Annotated in this window: 11 protein-coding genes and 1 pseudogene; 9 read left to right on the forward strand and 3 right to left on the reverse strand. The window is 73.2% G+C overall.

Annotated elements, in window-relative coordinates:
* Positions 1-60 precede the first annotated feature (60 nt).
* A pseudogene (locus ABZ128_RS30340) lies at positions 61-2,998 on the forward strand (HAMP domain-containing protein).
* A gap of 33 nt (positions 2,999-3,031) precedes the next feature.
* On the opposite strand, the gene ABZ128_RS30345 reads toward ABZ128_RS30340, so the two are convergent.
* A complete protein-coding gene (locus tag ABZ128_RS30345) occupies positions 3,032-5,284 on the reverse strand; it encodes a SpoIIE family protein phosphatase (protein WP_356852445.1) in 2,253 nt (750 codons plus the stop codon).
* A 224-nt stretch (positions 5,285-5,508) separates the two neighbouring features.
* Here ABZ128_RS30345 and ABZ128_RS30350 point away from each other — a divergent pair, with 224 nt between their 5' ends.
* From ABZ128_RS30350 to ABZ128_RS30370, 5 genes are all read left to right on the forward strand, one after another.
* Positions 5,509-6,042 carry a type 1 glutamine amidotransferase domain-containing protein gene (locus tag ABZ128_RS30350; RefSeq protein WP_356852446.1) on the forward strand — a complete coding sequence of 178 codons (534 nt, stop codon included), beginning with the start codon at positions 5,509-5,511 and terminating at the stop codon, positions 6,040-6,042.
* Between the two features lie 48 nt (positions 6,043-6,090).
* Positions 6,091-7,185 carry a glutamate--cysteine ligase gene (locus ABZ128_RS30355; RefSeq protein WP_356852448.1) on the forward strand — a complete coding sequence of 365 codons (1,095 nt, stop codon included), beginning with the start codon at positions 6,091-6,093 and terminating at the stop codon, positions 7,183-7,185.
* A gap of 88 nt (positions 7,186-7,273) precedes the next feature.
* Positions 7,274-8,122: a hypothetical protein gene (locus ABZ128_RS30360; RefSeq protein ID WP_356852450.1), complete on the forward strand. Its 849-nt coding sequence runs from the start codon at positions 7,274-7,276 to the stop codon at positions 8,120-8,122.
* Positions 8,123-8,273: 151 nt separating this feature from the next.
* Positions 8,274-9,947 (forward strand): cytochrome c oxidase subunit I, encoded by a 1,674-nt coding sequence (gene ctaD / locus ABZ128_RS30365; RefSeq protein ID WP_356852451.1) that lies wholly within the window; start codon positions 8,274-8,276, stop codon positions 9,945-9,947.
* A complete protein-coding gene (locus tag ABZ128_RS30370; RefSeq protein WP_356852452.1) occupies positions 9,937-10,326 on the forward strand; it encodes a cytochrome c oxidase subunit 4 in 390 nt (129 codons plus the stop codon). Before ctaD ends, ABZ128_RS30370 begins: the two co-directional genes overlap by 11 nt.
* A 30-nt stretch (positions 10,327-10,356) precedes the next feature.
* Here ABZ128_RS30370 and ABZ128_RS30375 read toward each other — a convergent pair whose 3' ends face one another.
* Positions 10,357-12,033 carry a ubiquinol-cytochrome c reductase cytochrome b subunit gene (locus tag ABZ128_RS30375; protein ID WP_356852453.1) on the reverse strand — a complete coding sequence of 559 codons (1,677 nt, stop codon included), beginning with the start codon at positions 12,031-12,033 and terminating at the stop codon, positions 10,357-10,359.
* Between the two features lie 247 nt (positions 12,034-12,280).
* On the opposite strand from ABZ128_RS30375, the gene ABZ128_RS30380 reads away from it, so the two are divergent.
* Positions 12,281-13,021 carry a VOC family protein gene (locus ABZ128_RS30380; RefSeq protein ID WP_356852488.1) on the forward strand — a complete coding sequence of 247 codons (741 nt, stop codon included), beginning with the start codon at positions 12,281-12,283 and terminating at the stop codon, positions 13,019-13,021.
* Between the two features lie 62 nt (positions 13,022-13,083).
* On the forward strand, positions 13,084-14,040 hold the full coding sequence (locus ABZ128_RS30385; RefSeq protein ID WP_356852454.1) for a hypothetical protein: 957 nt from the start codon (positions 13,084-13,086) through the stop codon (positions 14,038-14,040).
* Between the two features lie 15 nt (positions 14,041-14,055).
* On the opposite strand, the gene ABZ128_RS30390 is transcribed toward ABZ128_RS30385, so the two are convergent.
* Complete coding sequence (locus ABZ128_RS30390; protein ID WP_356852455.1) at positions 14,056-14,766, reverse strand: YoaK family protein; 711 nt, start codon at positions 14,764-14,766, stop codon at positions 14,056-14,058.
* A 246-nt stretch (positions 14,767-15,012) separates the two neighbouring features.
* On the opposite strand from ABZ128_RS30390, the gene ABZ128_RS30395 reads away from it, so the two are divergent.
* Positions 15,013-16,224, forward strand: coding sequence for an RNA ligase (locus ABZ128_RS30395; RefSeq protein ID WP_356852457.1), 1,212 nt, complete (start codon positions 15,013-15,015; stop codon positions 16,222-16,224).
* The last annotated feature ends 2 nt before the right edge of the window (positions 16,225-16,226 follow it).

A 16,226-nucleotide genomic window follows, 5' to 3' on the forward strand; every position in this document is an offset into this window, starting at 1 on the left:
CGAAGGTGTCCTGTTCCGCGGCCCGTGCCAGAGTGGTGCCAGAGTGGACACGGAGGCTCCATGGACGAAGCGCGACAGGGCCCCGGACTCAGCGAGGAGGGGCTGAGGCGGCTCCTGGACGGTCTGACGGCGGTCCGCGACGGCGACTTCACCACCCGCCTGCCGGAGGGCCCCGAAGGCCTGCTCGGCGAGATCGCCGCGGTCTACAACGGCATGGTCGACCAGCTGTCACTGGTGACCTCCGAGGTCACCCGGGTCGCCCGCGAGGTCGGCGGCCAGGGCCTGCTCGGCGGACACGCCCGCGTGCACCGGGTGAGCGGCATCTGGCAGGAGCTCGCCACCGGCGTCAACACCATGGCCGACAACCTCACCTCGCAGGTCCGCTCGATCGCCCAGGTCGCCACGGCCGTCGCCAACGGCGACCTCACCCGCAAGATCCGGGTCGACGCCCGCGGCGAAATCCTCGAACTGAGCGAGACGATCAACACCATGGTCGACCGCCTGTCCTCCTTCGCCGAGGAGGTGACCCGGGTCGCGCGCGAGGTCGGCACGGAAGGGAAGCTCGGCGGCCAGGCCACCGTCCAGGGCGTCTCCGGCACCTGGAAGGACCTCACCGACAACGTCAACTCCATGGCCGACAACCTGACCAACCAGGTGCGCAACATCGCGCAGGTCACCACGGCCGTGGCCGGCGGCGACCTGACCCGCAAGATCGACGTCTCGGCCCGCGGGGAGATCCTGGAGCTGAAGACCACCATCAACACGATGGTCGACCAGCTCTCCTCCTTCGCCGCCGAGGTAACCCGGGTAGCGCGCGAAGTCGGCAGCGAGGGCCGGCTCGGCGGCCAGGCCGAGGTCGAGGGCGTGTCCGGCACCTGGAAGCGGCTCACCGAGAACGTCAACGAGCTCGCCGGAAACCTGACCCGCCAGGTACGGGCCATCGCAGAGGTCACGAGCGCGGTCGCCGAGGGCGACCTCACCCGCTCCATCACCGTGGAGGCGCCGGGTGAGGTCGGCGACCTCAAGGACAACATCAACGCGATGGTGGAGTCCCTGCGCGTGACCACCCGCGCCAACCAGGAGCAGGACTGGCTCAAGACCAACCTCGCCCGGGTCTCGGGCCTGCTGCAGAGCACCCGCGACCTGACCACCCTCACCCGGCTGGTCATGACCGAGGTGCCGCCGCTGGTGGCCGCCCAGTACGGCGCGTTCTTCCTCGCCGAGCACGACGAGGCGGGCGGCCACCTGGTGATGACGGCCTCGTACGGAACGCCCGACGATCCGTCCTCACCGCCCCGCCGGTTCCGCTTCGGCCAGTCCCTGGTCGGCCAGGCGGCCGGCAGCCGGCGCGCCCTGCAGGTCGACCGGCTGCCGCCCGGATACGCCACGATCGCCTCCGGCGCCGGAGCCGCCGAGCCGGCCGTGCTCCTCGTGCTGCCGATCGTGGTCGAGGACCAGGTGCTGGGCGCCGTCGAACTGGCCGCGCTCACCCCCTTCACGGCGATCCACCGCGACTTCCTCGACCAGTTCACCGAGGCCGTCGGCGTCAGCGTGAGCGCCCTGATCGCCAACGCCCGTACCGACGAGCTGCTGGAGCGCTCGCAGAGCCTGACCGCCGAGCTGCGCACCCGCTCCCAAGAACTCCAGGCCCGTCAGGAGGCAGCGCTCCAACGCAGAACTGGAGGAGAAGGCCGCCCAGCTGGCCGACCGCAACCAGGACATCGAGCGCAAGAACCTGGAGATCGAGCAGGCCCGGCAGGAGCTGGAGGTCAGGGCCCAGCAGCTGTCCCGTACGTCCATGTACAAGTCCGAGTTCCTGGCGAACATGAGCCACGAGCTGCGCACCCCCCTCAACAGCCTGCTGATCCTGGCCCAGTTGCTCGCCCGCAACCCCGACGGGAACCTCACCGACAAGCAGGTGGACTACGCCGAGGTGATCCACTCCGCCGGCTCCGACCTGCTCCAGCTGATCAACGACATCCTCGACCTGTCCAAGGTCGAGGCGGGCAAGATGGACCTGCACCCCGAGTCCTTCACGCTGCGCCGGCTGCTGGAGTCCCTCGAATCGACCTTCCAGCCGGTCGCGGCCGCCCGGGGGCTGGAGTTCCGGGTCCTGACCGGGAGCGGCCTGCCGGAGGCGCTCTTCACCGACCAGGCGCGGCTGCGCCAGGTGCTGCGCAACCTGATCGCCAACGCCCTGAAGTTCACCGAAGAAGGCCACGTCGAGCTGCGCGTGGACGCGGCGGCGGAGCAGGAGATCCCGGCCGCCGTGCGGTCCGGCGGGGAGGGTGTCCTCGCCTTCCGGGTGGCCGACACCGGCATCGGGATCCCCGAGGACCGCCTGGAGATCGTCTTCGGCGCCTTCCAGCAGGGCGACGGCACCACCAGCCGCCGCTACGGGGGCACCGGGCTGGGCCTGTCGATCAGCCGCGAGGTGGCCCTGCTCCTGGGCGGCGCGATCGACGTCCGCTCGACTCCGGGCGAAGGCAGCGTGTTCACCCTCTTCCTGCCGCTGGGGGCCGCCGAGCGGACGGCGGCGGCCACCGGGCCGGAGCCGTCCGCACCGTCGCCGTCCGAAGCCGCGGACCTGCCCGCCCCGGCTGCCGGGACCCCGGCGCAGTCGCCGCCGACCGGGCCCACCGTGCTCATCGTGGACGACGACGCCCGCAACGTCTTCGCCCTCACCGAGATCCTGGAGCGGGAGGGGATGCACGTCCTGCGGGCCGAGGACGGCCGGTCCGGCCTGGAACTGCTGTCCGAACACGACGAGGTGGACCTGGTCCTGATGGACGTGATGATGGCGGGCATGGACGGCTACGCCGCCACCGCGGCCATCCGCGCCCTGCCCGGCTACACGCGTGTCCCCATCGTCGCCGTCACCGCCCAGGCCATGCCGGGCGACCGGGAGAAGGCCCTCGCGGCCGGAGCGGACGACTACGTCACCAAGCCGGTCGACGCCGACGACCTCGCCGCCCGCATCCACACCTGGCTGGGGTGAGCCCGCCGCGCGGACGGGGCCCCTCGCCGGGCGTCACTCCACCACCCGTACCAGCACGAGGCTCGTGTCGTCGTCGGTGTTCTGCCGGGTCCCGGTGAGCAGCCGGTCGGCCTGCTCCTCGATCCCGGCGTCCGCGAGCTGCTCCACCGCCGCCATCAGCAGCGCCACGCCCTCGTCCAGCGGGCTGTGCCGGCGCTCGACGAGCCCGTCCGTGTACAGCACCAGCAGGTCCCCGGGGCGCAGCGCGGTCGCCGTCTCCGTGTACGAAACCGAAGGCACCGCCCCGAGCAGGACGTCGTGCGGCGGTTCCAGCCGGGACGCCCGGCCCTCCCGCAGCAGGACCAGCGGCGGGTGTCCGGCGCTGGCCCAGCGCAGCACCCGTTCGCGCGGCTCGTACAGGGCACAGACGGCGGTCGCCGTCGGATGGCCGGGCGCGGCCAGTGCGACGTCGTTGAGCCAGCTCATCAGCTGCGCCGCCCCGGCGCCGGTGAACGCCAGCCCGCGCAGCGCGTTGCGCAGCGCCACCATGGCCGTCGCCGACTCGATGCCGTGTCCCGCGATGTCGCCGACCGCCAGCAGCACCCGGCCGCCGCCCAGGTGCAGTACGTCGTACCAGTCGCCCCCCACCATGTAGTCCTGTGCCGCGGGCCGGTAGCGGGCGCCGGCCAGCAGCCCGGGCAGGCTGAGCGAGTCCGGCACCTCGGGCACGATGGCCTGCTGGAGCTGGCGGACGAACTGCCGGCGCGCCGCCGCCTGCGCCTCCATGGCCGTCAGCTGGTCGAAGCTGGCCCCGAGGGCCAGCTCGGTGCGGTACCGGTCGGAGACGTCCTGGAAGACGCCGGTCACCGCGACCGTGACGGCCCCCTTGAGCAGCGGCTCGGCGCTGATCCGCACATGGCGCAGCCCGCCGTCCCCGCGTACGACCCGGACCAGGGCCTGCGCCCCCTCCTGATGCACGGTCAGCCGCTCCAGGAGCCGGGACATGCCGTCCTTGTCGTCGGGGTGGATACGGGGCATCAGGTCCCACAGCGGGACGGGCGGTGCGTCCCGCTCCACGCCGAAGACCTCGTACGCCCGCTCGGTCCACCGCGAGACCCCGGAGACGAGGTCCTCCTCGAACAGCGCCAGCAGGTCGAGCCGGTCGAGGGCGCGGGGCAGCAGCCGGGAGGGGTCGTCGGAGGGATGCCACAGGACCACGCACCGCCCCGGCCCCAGCGGCAGCGCCCGTACGTCGACCAGCGCGGCCCCGTCCCGGCCGGACAGCCGGTCCGCCCGGCGCGGAGCGGCGGCCGCCCGGGCCTGCTCCACGAGCCGGGCCAGCTCCGCGCAGTGCGCGGGCAGCACCTCGGCCAGCACCCGTCCGACGGGCCGCGGCACCTCGGCGAGCTGCCGCGCGGCCACCGGATTGGCATGGCCGACGGACCAGTCGGGTGCCCCCTCGGGGCGCAGCAGGACGAGCGCCGCTTCGCCCAGGCAGTCCAGCAGGGCGCCCAGCGCGCTCGCGCCGCCGGGGCCCTCCGGATCCGGGTCCGCGTCCAGCACCACGGCCGCCGTGTCGGCGACGGCCTCCACCGTGCGCACCACCGGCGGATCGAACACCGCCGGTCCGGGCCAGCACACCAGCAGCACCCCGGCGACCGATCCCTTGCGGCGCAGCGGCAGGACGGCCCGCCCGGCGTCGGGGGCAGGGCCGGGCAGGGGGTGGTCGGGCGGCGGCCCGTCGGGCAGCCAGCGGGCCTCCCCGTGGTCGAGGGCGGCCCGCAGGGGCCCGCCCAGCTGCGGCAGCAGCCACTGCCAGTGCGTGGACGCGAGGACGCTGCCGCCGGCCTGGGCGGCGAGCTGGAGGCAGTCGGTGGCGGTCCGCCGCCACAGCCACACCTCCCGTACGCCGAGGTGGCCGAGCCCGGCGTCCAGCAGGGCCGCGGCGGCCTGCCCGGCGGTCGTGGCCGCGGCCACGGCGGCGTCGGTCCGCCGCAAGCGGCGCGGTGCGGCCGGATCCGCCCCGGCGACGGAGGGGGTTCCGGCGGCGGCGTTCACGACGTCCGCGGCCACGTCGGGAGTTCCCAGCCCCGTCTGCGCGACGAGGCGGCGCAGGTGGTCGGCGGCGTCGGCCGGCGGCACGGAGAGCTGGGCGACCAGGACCCCCGTCGCGAGATCCAGCAGATGGCGGTCGGCGCAGTCGGCCTGGAGTTCCGCGAGCTCCGCGGTCAGGGCGCGCACCGCACGCAGGAGGGCTCCGGGATCGGTGCCGGACGCAGGGTCCGGCTCGCCGACGGGCTCGTCCATGTCGCCTCCGGGAGGGAGGCCGGGAGCCCTGAACGGCCCCGACTCAAGGCATAAAGAGATTATAAAAACGGTCAAAGGCTTTGAAAGTGATTCTACTCGGGCATTTCTCCCTCGTGCAGTACGTGCGCTGCCCCCGGCCTGCTTGAGGCGAACCCCTCCGGGCAGGCGCAGGGCCTACGGAAACCCGTACGTGACACGTCCCCATCCGGAAGGAAGTGACCCTGGTGCGCATCGCGTTCCTGACGGCGCCGGAAGGCGTCGAGGAGATCGAACTCACCGAACCCTGGAAGGCCGCCACGGAAGCCGGGTGGAACCCGCAGCTGGTCTCGACCCGCGCGGGTCAGGTGCAGGCCTTCCACCACCTCGACAAGGCGGGGCGCTTCACCGTCGACCACGTCCTGGGCGGGGACACGGCCGACGCCTTCGACGCCCTCGTTTTGCCCGGCGGCGTCGCGAACCCGGACGCCCTGCGGATGGACGAACAGGCCGTGGGTTTCGTCCGCTCCTTCTTCGAGGCGGGCAAACCCGTCGCGGCGATCTGCCACGCCCCGTGGACGCTGGTCGAGGCCGACGTCGTACGCGGCCGGACGCTGACCTCGTGGCCCAGCCTGCGGACCGACATCCGCAACGCGGGCGGCACCTGGGTGGACGAACAGGTCCACGTGAGCCACGAAGGACCCTCCACCCTGGTCACCAGCCGCAAGCCGGACGACCTGGACGCTTTCTGCACGGCGTTCGTCAAGGAGTTCGGCGGCTGACCGGGCTGCGGCACGGTACACGCCCAGCGGCATAAGGAGCCGTCGGACATGATCACTGTCGGGGTTGAGGAAGAGTACGTGCTGGTGGATCCCACCACTTTCCTGCCCCTCCCGCGGGCGGAGGAGGTGCGTGCCGCGGCCGGCCTCGGCTCGTGGGCGGACGAGGGGGAGGTGCAGAACGAACTCCTGCAGGCCCAGGTCGAGGTCGCGACCCCCATCTGCACCGACCTGGAGGAGGTCGGCGGCCACCTGCTGCGGCTGCGGCACGCGGTCGGAGCAGCCGCCGAGGACAGCGGATGCCGGATCGCGGCCTCCGCCACGGCCCCGCTGAAAGACGTGGAGCCGGTCCCGGTCACGCAGAAGCTGCGCTACCTGAAGATGCGCGAGGAGGCCCGCCGGCTGGTCGACGAACAACTGATCAACGGCATGCACGTGCACGTGGCCGTGCCCGACCGGGAGATGGGCGTGGCGGTCCTGAACCGGCTGCGTGTCTGGCTCCCGACGCTGCTGGCCATGTCGGCGAACTCGCCGCTGTGGGACGGGCACGACACCGGATTCGCGAGCTGGCGCACCATCGTCTTCGGACGCTGGCCGGTCAGCGGTCCGCCGCCGTGCTTCACCGGCCTCGCCGACTACGAGCAGCGCGCCGACGCGCTGCTGGAGTCCGGCGTGATCGCCGACCGGGGCCAGCTGTACTGGCAGGCACGGCTGTCCGAGCGGTATCCCACGGTGGAGGTGCGCTGCCTCGACGTGCAGCTGGAGGCGACCGACGCGGTCCTGCTCGCCGGGATCGCCCGCGCCCTGGTCAGCACGGCGATCGCCGAGGAGAAGGCCGGGGCCCCGCCGGTCGTGTGCAGCCCCGAACTGCTGCAGGCGGCGAACTGGCACGCGGCCCGGCACGGCCTGAACAGCACCCTCGTCGACCCCGACGGGCGCAGCCGCAGCGCCGGAGACGTGCTGTGCATGCTGATGCGGCACATCGGCCCCGCCCTGGAGGAGGCGGGGGACCAGCGCGAGGTGGGCGCCCTGCTCCACCGGCTCCTCCAGCAGGGCACCCCGGCGGACCGCCAGCGCCGCGCCCTCGCGGACGGGGGCATGCCGGGGCTGTGCAGTCTGATCACGGCGGAGGCGGCCACGCGCTGAGGCCTGCTCCCCGCGCTCTTGGCACACGTCAACCCCGGGACGACAATCGAAACGTCGCCTCGGGGGTGACCCGGAGCCGGAGGACCTCATGCCACAGGACCAGGCGAAGAACCAGGACCAGGACCAGGACCCGCCGGCAGGCGCCCGCCGGGCGCCCCGCGCCCCGGCCTTCCCGCCCGCGGAGGCCTTCCCGCCCGCTGAGTCCTTCCCGCCCGCGGAGGCCGCCTCCGCGCCTCCCGGCCCCGCCTCCCCGCTCGCCGCCGCGGCCGCCCTCGCCGTCATCGAACAGGCGGTCCGGACGGCGCAGGGTCCCGTCCCGACCGCGCCCGGCGGCTCGGCCGCAGCATCCGCGGCGGCCCGGCCGGCGGCCGGTGCCGGGGGCGCTCCCGCCGGCGGTACGACCGGCTCCGGCCCGGAGCAGGCCCTCGCCTCGCTCCTGCTGCTGCGGCAGCTCCGCGAGCAGCTCGCCGGCTGGGAGAGCGGCCTGATCGAGGCGGCCCGCGAGGAGGGGGCCAGCTGGGCCCAGCTCGCGGCGCCGCTCGGCGTCGCCAGCCGGCAGGCCGCCGAACGGCGCTATCTGCGGCTGCGCCCCGGCGCGGCCGACACCACCGGCGAGCAGCGCATCCAGGCCGTCCGCGACCGGCGCGCAGCCGACCGCTCGGTCACCGCATGGGCCCGCGCCAACGCCGCCGGGCTGCGCCGGCTGGCCGGTCAGATCACCGCGCTCACCGACCTCCCCGCCACCGCCGAACGGCAGCTGAGCGACCTCAACCGGGCGCTGGCGGAGGACGACGCCGCACGCCTCGTCGAACCGCTCGCCGACACCCGCCCCCATCTGCGGGCCGAGCACGCGGAACTCGCCGACCGCATCGACGCCATGAGCCGCCATACCCGCCGGCTCCGTCACGACAGCGACGAGCGGCGCCGCGACGTCTGAACCGCCCGGGCCCGACCGCCGTCGCACCCTCTTCCGGCAGGTCCCGGGTTCCGGCGTACGGGCCGGGCCGCAGCCCTCAGCGGCGCGCCGCCCGGTGGCGAGCCGCCCCAGCCTGTAGGGCAGGGGGTACAGGCGAGGTTCTGGAGGACGGATGACGTCAGTGGACCGCTCACCGCAGCAGGCGCCGGCCGCCGATCACGCCGAACGGCGCAGCGAGCGGCGGGTCGGCCAGGGCGCTACGGTACTGCGCTGGCTCTCGACCACCGACCACAAGGTGATCGGCAACCTCTACCTCGTGACGGCGTTCGCCTTCTTCCTCTTCGGCGGGCTGCTGGCCCTGCTCATGCGGGCCGAACTGGCCCGCCCGGGAACGCAGCTGGTGTCCCACCAGCAGTACAACGAGCTGTTCACCCTCCACGGGACGATCATGATGCTGCTGTTCGCCACCCCGACCTTCACGGGCTTCGCCAACGCGATCATGCCCTTGCAGATCGGCTCGCCCGACGTGGCCTTCCCCCGGCTCAACGCCTTCACCTACTGGGTCTACCTCTTCGGCGGACTCCTGGTGGTCTCGGGGTTCCTCACCCCCGACGGGGCTGCGCCCTTCGGCTGGTTCGCGTACGCCCCGCTGAACGACGCCGTGCACTCCCCGAATCCGGGATCCGACCTGTGGGTCATGGGACTGGCGGTGTCAGGCCTGAGCACCATCCTCGGCGCGGTCAACTTCATCACGACCATCGTCTGCTTGCGCGCACCGGGCATGACCCTCTTCCGCATGCCCATCTTCACCTGGAACGTCCTCTTCACGTCCATCCTGGCGCTCCTGGCCTTCCCCGTGCTCACGGCCGCCCTGCTCGCCCTGGAGGCGGACCGCAAGCTCGGCGCCCACGTCTTCGACCCCGCCAACGGAGGCGCCCTGCTGTGGCAGCACCTGTTCTGGTTCTTCGGGCATCCGGAGGTCTACATCGTGGCGCTGCCGTTCTTCGGGATCGTCAGCGAGATCCTCCCCGTCTTCAGCCGCAAGCCCCTGTTCGGCTACGCCGCCCTGATCGGCGCCACGATCGCCATCACCGGCCTGTCCGCGACGGTGTGGGCCCACCACATGTTCGCGACGGGAGCCGTGCTGCTGCCGTTCTTCTCGCTCCTCTCCTTTCTGATCGCCGTCCCGACGGGCGTGAAGTTCTTCAACTGGATCGGCACGATGTGGAACGGGTCGATCTCCTTCGAGACGCCGATGCTGTGGTCCATCGGCTTCCTCGTCACCTTCCTCCTCGGCGGTCTGACGGGCGTCGTCGTGGCCTCCCCGCCGATGGACTTCCATCTGACGGACAGCTATTTCGTCGTCGCCCACCTGCACTACGTCCTCTTCGGCACGATCGTCTTCGCCACCTTCGCCGGCTTCTACTTCTGGTGGCCCAAGCTCACCGGCCGGATGCTGGACGAACGCCTGGGGAAGATCCACTTCTGGACGCTGTTCACCGGATTCCAGACCACCTTCCTCGTCCAGCACTGGCTCGGCGAGGCGGGCATGCCCCGCCGGTACGCCGACTACCTGGCCGCGGACGGCTTCACCACCCTCAACACCGTCTCCAGCATCGGGGCGTTCCTGCTGGGCCTGTCGACGCTGCCCTTCCTCTACAACGTCTGGAAGACCGCGCGGTACGGCGAGCGCGCCACCGCCGACGACCCGTGGGGCTGGGGCCGCTCGCTGGAATGGGCGACCGGCTGCCCGCCGCCCCGGCACAACTTCCACGCCCTGCCCCGCATCCGCTCCGAGTCCCCGGCCTTCGACCTGCACCACCCGGAGGTGACCCGTGAAGGGTGAAGCCTGGCTCTTCACCGGTACGGCCCTGTTCTTCGCGGCCACCACGCTCGTCTACGCCGCGTTCTCCCTGGAGCCCGCCGGGACCGCGGCCCTGGGCGTCTCCTTCCTCATGTCGAGCCTGGTCGCCGCCTTCTTCTGGCGGCAGTACGGACGCGGCGGGCAGCGGCCGGAGGACCGCAAGGCCGCGGAGGTGCGGGACGCGGGCGGGCGGCGGGGCTTCTTCCCCGCCCGCAGCTACTTCCCGGTGATGGCGGCCGCGGGGAGCGCGCTCATCGGCCTGGGCGTGGTGCAGGGGTTGTGGATCTGCCTCATCGGAGCCGGTGTCCTGCTGCCCGCCGTCCTCGGCTTCTCCTTCCAGAACCTCGACCACCCGGAGTAGTCGTGGGCAGCCGCCCGGCATCCGCCCCGCTCAGTCGTCCTGACCGGGCGGCCCGGGCTGCGCGGGCGGCGCGGGCCGGTCCGGGCCTGCGAGGAGGGCCGCGATCCGCTGCTGCTGCTCGGCGGTCGCGGGAGAAGGGACCCGGTCGCGGTAGTACCAGGAGCTGATCGCCGCCCGCACCCGGCCGGCCGGCCCCCGCAGCCGCCCCCCACCCGCCGCGGCGGGCGGCTCCAGGGGCCGCGGCCGCTCCCGTACGAGCAGGGCGTAGGCCTCCTCGGCGGGCAACGCCAGGTGCTCCGGGTGGAAACCGCCCTCGACGCCCTGGCGCACCAGCCCCGACTCGTCCCCCTCGGCCAGCCGCTCCCGCTCCTGCGCCTGCAGTGCCAGGCACAGCCGCCTCGTCAGCCAGAACACCAGCACCGGCACGGCGAAGAACGCCACGCGCAGCACCCAGGTCACCGCGCCCACCGGCACGTCGAAGACGAACGCGACGATGTCCTGCCCGCCGGCGACGAGCAGCACGCCGTACGCGGAGAGCGCCGCGACCCCCAGGCCCGTGCGCACCGGCCGGTCGCGCGGCCGGTCGCACACGTGCCGCTCGCCCGCGCCGCGCGTGATCCACCGCTCGAAGAAGGGATAGGCGTACAACGCCGTGAACAGCAGGCCGGGCAGCAGCACACCCGTCACCAGCGGGTTCCAGCTCACCGTGTGGCCCGCCGCGCGGGTCTCCACGCCGGGCATGAGCCGCAGCGCCCCCTCCAGGAAGCCGATGTACCAGTCCGGCTGGGACCCGGTGGAGACCAGGTCGGGCCGGTAGGGGCCGTACACCCAGATGGGATTGACCTGCGCCACGCCCCCCAGCACGGCCAGCACGGCGAAGACGCTGAAGAACAGCCCGCCCGACTTGGCCACGTACTGGGGGAAGAACGGCAGCCCCACGACATTGCGGCCGGTCCTGCCGCGCCCCGGCCACTGGGTGTGCTTCAGCACGAACACCAGCAGGACGTGCACGGTGATCAGCGCCAGCAGCAGGCCCGGGACGAGCAGGATGTGCACCGGATACAGCCGGGACACGATGTCCTGCCCGGGGAACTCGCCGCCGAAGGCGAACATGCTCACGTACGTCCCGGCCACCGGCACCGAGAGCATGATCCCCTGGGCGATCCGCAGGCCCGTCCCGGACAGCAGGTCGTCGGGGAGCGAGTAGCCGGCGAACCCCTCCAGCAGGGCCAGCATGAACAGCGTGACCCCGATCGTCCAGTTGGCCTCACGCGGGCGCCGGAAGGCACCGGTGAAGAACACGCGCAGCATGTGCGCCCCGATGGCCGCGACGAACAGGATCGCCGCCCAGTGGTGGATCTGCCGGACCAGCAGCCCGCCGCGCACGTCGAAGCTGATCCTCAGCGTGGAGAGGTACGCCTGGGACATCCGTACCCCGCGCAGCTCCCCGTACGAGCCGCGGTACACCGACTCCGCCATCGAGGGCTCGAAGAAGAAGGTCAGGAACACGCCGGTCAGCAGCAGAACGACGAAGCTGTAGAGCGCCAGCTCGCCGAGCAGGAAGGACCAGTGGTCCGGGAACACCTTGCGCAGCACGCCCCGGGTCGTCTCCACGAGCGGCAGGCGGTCGTCGAGCCACGCCCCGCTCCGCAGGGCCGCATGCCGCGCCCCGGCCTTCGGCTCCCTCTTCCGTTCCGGCCCCAGCACCCGCGTGCACCTCCTGTCTGCGCCCTCGCCACAGGTGGCGGGAGGTCGAGCGAGTCGCCCGGAGTGTGGGTCACGCTACCTAAAGTGATAATTGCGGATCAATGCAGACACGGTGCACATCGCCTGAGGGGCATGATGGAACTGCACCCCCCGCGGGAACCGGGGCACGGGCTGGTCGATGGACGGAGCGTGAGTGGTGGAGATTTCTACGAGGGAGGTCTTCGGCGCCCCGTGCTGGGTCAGCCTGATGGCGCGCGACCTCCTGGGAGCGCAGCAGTTCTACGGAGCGGTCCTCGGCTGGAAGTTCCGGCCGGCCCGCCTGGGGGAGAACTTCACGGTCGCCGTGGTCGAGGGGGTGCCCGTCGCCGGCATCGGGGAACTGGCCGAGGACCTGGCGGTGGCGGCCGCCTGGACCCCGTACTTCGCCGTCGACGACGCCGACGTCGCGGTGGACCGGATCCGCGAGCGCAGCGGCACCATCGCCGTCGGCCCGGTCTCCTTCCCCACCGGCGGCCGGGGCGCGCTGGTGGCCGACCGGGACGGCGCGGCCTTCGGGATCTGGGAGGGCGGGGTATCGGCGGACTGGAGGGTGGGGGTCGGGCCCTCGCCGGCCTGGCTGGAACTGCGGACAAGGGACGCCTTCGAGGCCGCGATCTTCTACGGCGAGGTGCTCGAATGGGCCACCGGCCGCCCCGGCTGCTGCGAGGTCTCCTACGAGGACGCCCAGGTCGTCCTGCGGCAGGCGGGCGAACCCGTCGCCCGCCTGAACGGCGCGGGCGACGACAGCCCGGTCTGCGGCCAGGAGACCACCCGCCCCCGCTGGCACGTGCACTTCCGCGTCGCCGACCTCGACGAGGCGATCGCCGCGGCCGTCGCAGCGGGCGGAACCACCCTCTCCACCATCATCCCGAGCCCCACCGAGCGCTGCGTCACCCTGCGCGACCCCGAAGGGGCCATGTTCATCATCACGGCCGCCCGCACGGACTGAAACCCTGGCCCGGGTGGACCACCGCGCTCGCGGGCCGGGCCGGGGCGGTGTCCGCTCGAAGGGTGACCCCCGCGACCCCGCGCCCCGCCCGCTGCCGGTGGACAGGACTTCCGCCGGCAGCGGGCGCCGCGGTCATGGCCGCGGGCATCCTCTCCGTCGGACTGCACCTGACCGGCCGCGAGGTGCTGTCGCTGACCGCCCTGGTCATCTCCGCCCTGCTGTGGCTCCTCCTCGCCGGCGCCCTCGCCGCCCGCCTCGTGGGCGACCGGGGCCGCTTCCGCGCCGAGGCCGACACCCCGGCCGCCCTCACCGCCGTCGCCGCCACCACGGTGCTCGGAGTCCGGATCTCCCTGCTGGGCTCGCAGACGGCAGCCGCCGTACTGCTGGCGCTGGCCGCGGCCCTGTGGCCCGGGCTGCTGCTCAACGTCGTACGCCGGTGGAAGCGGCGGATGCCCGGAGCGGTGTTCCTCGTCTGCGTGGCCACCCAGGGCCTCGCCGTCCTGGCGGCGGTCCTGGCCGCCGCCCTCCACCAGGACTGGCTCGCCCGGGCCGCCCTGGCCGCCTTCTGCCTCGGCCTGGTGCTCTACGCCGCGGCCCTCGCCCGCTTCGACGTCCGCGAGGTGGTCCGCGGCGCGGGCGACCAGTGGGTGGCGGGCGGGGCGCTGGCCATCTGCGCCCTGGCGGCATCCAAGCTCATCGCGTCCCCGGTGTGGACCGGTGCGGTCCACACGGCCCTGCGCACCGCCACGCTGGTGACGCTGGCCCTGTCCCTCGCCTGGTACGTGCTCCTCCTCGCCGCCGAACTGCGCCTGTGGCGCCCGCACTACGACATCCGGCGGTGGGCGACCGTCTTCCCCCTCGGCATGACGGCCACGGCCTGCCTCTCGGCAGCCGGACCGACCGGCGTGGCCTGGCTCGGCCGACTGGGCGAGGTGCTGCTCTGGATCGCGGTGGCAGCCTGGCTGCTGACCTGCACGGCTTTCCTCGGCACCCGCCGGCCGGCACACCGGCACGGCTAGCCCGTGCCTTCCGGATCAGGCCGCACCGCCTCGCGGCCGGCGGTGCCGGTGCGCCGCGGCGGCCACGCCGAGCAGCAGGACCACCGCCACCGAGAGCGTCCACCGGGGGCCGTGATGCAGGGTCAGCAGGCCACCCGTCAGGGCACCGAGGAAGAGGGCGGCCACCGAGACGAGCCGCCGGAGCGAGGCCCGCCCCCACGGGGCCACCGCCAGGCCCGTGAGGGTCCGGGTGACGACCGTGGTGGTCAGGTCCGGCACCGCGTTGCGGTACGCGACCGCGTTCTGCAGCCCCATGCCGAGCGCGAGCAGCAGCACCACCGCGAGCCGCCCCGCCCCGCCCGTCGTCACGGCGAGGGCCGCGGCCACCAGCCCCGCCTGGGCCGCCACCAGCGGGCCGAACATCCGGGGCGCCGCACGGCCGCCCCGCAGTCGCCGCGCCGCGGCCGCCCCGGCCAGGAAGGCGAGGAACGCCAGCAGCGAGGCGCCCACCGACAGTTCACGGTCCCCGGCGAGCGCGAAGCCCAGGAACGCCACGTTTCCGGTCATATTGGCGACGAACACGTGGTCCATGGCCAGATAGCTCACGGCGTCGACCAGCCCGCTCACGAAGGTGAGCACGACCAGCAGGGGCGGCAGCACCCCGTGCGGCCCGTCCGCGCCCTCCGGCTCCGGCGGGAACAACAGCGCGGCCAGCGGCCGCAGGACCCCGCGCCGGGTGGATCGCATCTCAACGCCTCCTCGGAGCGCGCACGCGCCGGACCCGGAGCAGGGTCCCGCCGCGGCCCCACGTTCCAGGTGACCACCGACTGCGCCGGCCCGCACCCCCTCGCGGTCTGATCGCCGCAGGCACACGCCGACCCCGTCCCGCCATCTGCCGTCCGCCCCTCCGTATCCGCCCGGACCAGGCGTAATTCGGTACCGTGCCGGTCCTCCCACACGTGAGAATGGGGCATCTCGAACCGGGAGGAACCCATGGGCCACCAGGCCTACCTGACGCTGCACGACCTCATACCGCCGCAGGACCTGGCGGCCGCCATCGAGGCCGGGCACGTGGTCCGCAAGCCGCACCCCGAACTGCCGCTGTCCCTCTACTCGTACACGCGGACGGCCCAGTACGAGCACGCCTGGAACCCGGCGACCATGCGCTGCCGCGGACTGGTCGCCGAGGACACCACCGGCGCCGTCGTCGCCCTGCCGCTGCCGAAGTTCTTCAACGTCGGCGAGCACGAGTCCGGCCGGCCCTACGCCCCCGCCCTGCCCGACGAGCCCTTCGAGGTGTACGACAAGGTCGACGGCAGCCTCGCGGTGGTCTTCCACTACGCGGGCCGCTGGCGGGCCGCCACCCGGGGGTCCTTCACCAGCACGCAGGCGGTCTGGGCGCAGCGCCGGCTCGACGGCCGGGACACCTCGGCCCTCCTCCCCGGAGTGACCTACCTCGCGGAGATCCTGTACCCGCAGAACCGCATCGTCGTCGACTACGGCGACCGCCGCGACCTGGTGCTCCTCGCCGCCTTCGGGCCGGACGGCACCGAGGTGGCGCTCACCGCGGCCGCCTCCCACTGGAAGGGCATCGGATCCGTCGTCACCGTCTGGCCGGCCATGCCGCTCGACGAGCTGCTCGCACTGACCGAGTCCAACACCCTGCCCGGCGGCCGCGCCGCCACCGGCACCGACGCCGAGGGCTTCGTCCTGCGGTTCGCCTCCGGAGTGCGCGCCAAGGCCAAGCTGTCCGAGTACGTACGCCTGCACAAGGTGCTCACCGGCGTGACCGAGCGGGACATCTGGCGCACCCACGGCATCCAGCGCTTCACCGGCCTGCCCGCCAAGTCACTGCGGCAGGCCCTCGGCTGCTCGCCCGAGGAGGTCGAAGCGGGCGGAGGCAAGCCGCTCGACGCCCTGCTGGAGCAGGTCCCGGACGAGTTCGACACCTGGGTGCGCGAGGTCATCGCCCGACTGGAGGACGCGGCGGCCCGCCGAGAGCGCGCCATCGACACGGCCTTCGGGGAACTGGCGCACCTGGCCGGCGACCGCGCCGCGTTCGCGCGCGCCGTGCAGGCCGTGCCCGACCGGAACATCCGCGCCGCGATGTTCCTGCGCCTGGACGACCGGCCGACCGGGCTCCTCGTATGGAGGCAGCTGCGGCCGGAGGCGTCCGACCCGTTCACGATCGACGAGGAGAACTGACC

This window comes from Streptomyces sp. NPDC006326, from assembly GCF_040612915.1.
Classification (GTDB): domain Bacteria; phylum Actinomycetota; class Actinomycetes; order Streptomycetales; family Streptomycetaceae; genus Streptomyces.

Bases quoted from the DNA above. Each gene is read 5' to 3' on its own strand.
- ABZ128_RS30345 (WP_356852445.1), bottom strand. From the start codon at position 5,284: ATGGACGAGCCCGTCGGCGAGCCGGACCCTGCGTCCGGCACCGATCCC.
- ABZ128_RS30355 (WP_356852448.1), top strand. From the start codon at position 6,091: ATGATCACTGTCGGGGTTGAGGAAGAGTACGTGCTGGTGGATCCCACC.
- ABZ128_RS30360 (WP_356852450.1), top strand. From the start codon at position 7,274: ATGCCACAGGACCAGGCGAAGAACCAGGACCAGGACCAGGACCCGCCG.
- ctaD (WP_356852451.1), top strand. From the start codon at position 8,274: ATGACGTCAGTGGACCGCTCACCGCAGCAGGCGCCGGCCGCCGATCAC.
- ABZ128_RS30380 (WP_356852488.1), top strand. From the start codon at position 12,281: ATGGCGCGCGACCTCCTGGGAGCGCAGCAGTTCTACGGAGCGGTCCTC.
- ABZ128_RS30390 (WP_356852455.1), bottom strand. From the start codon at position 14,766: ATGCGATCCACCCGGCGCGGGGTCCTGCGGCCGCTGGCCGCGCTGTTG.
- ABZ128_RS30395 (WP_356852457.1), top strand. From the start codon at position 15,013: ATGGGCCACCAGGCCTACCTGACGCTGCACGACCTCATACCGCCGCAG.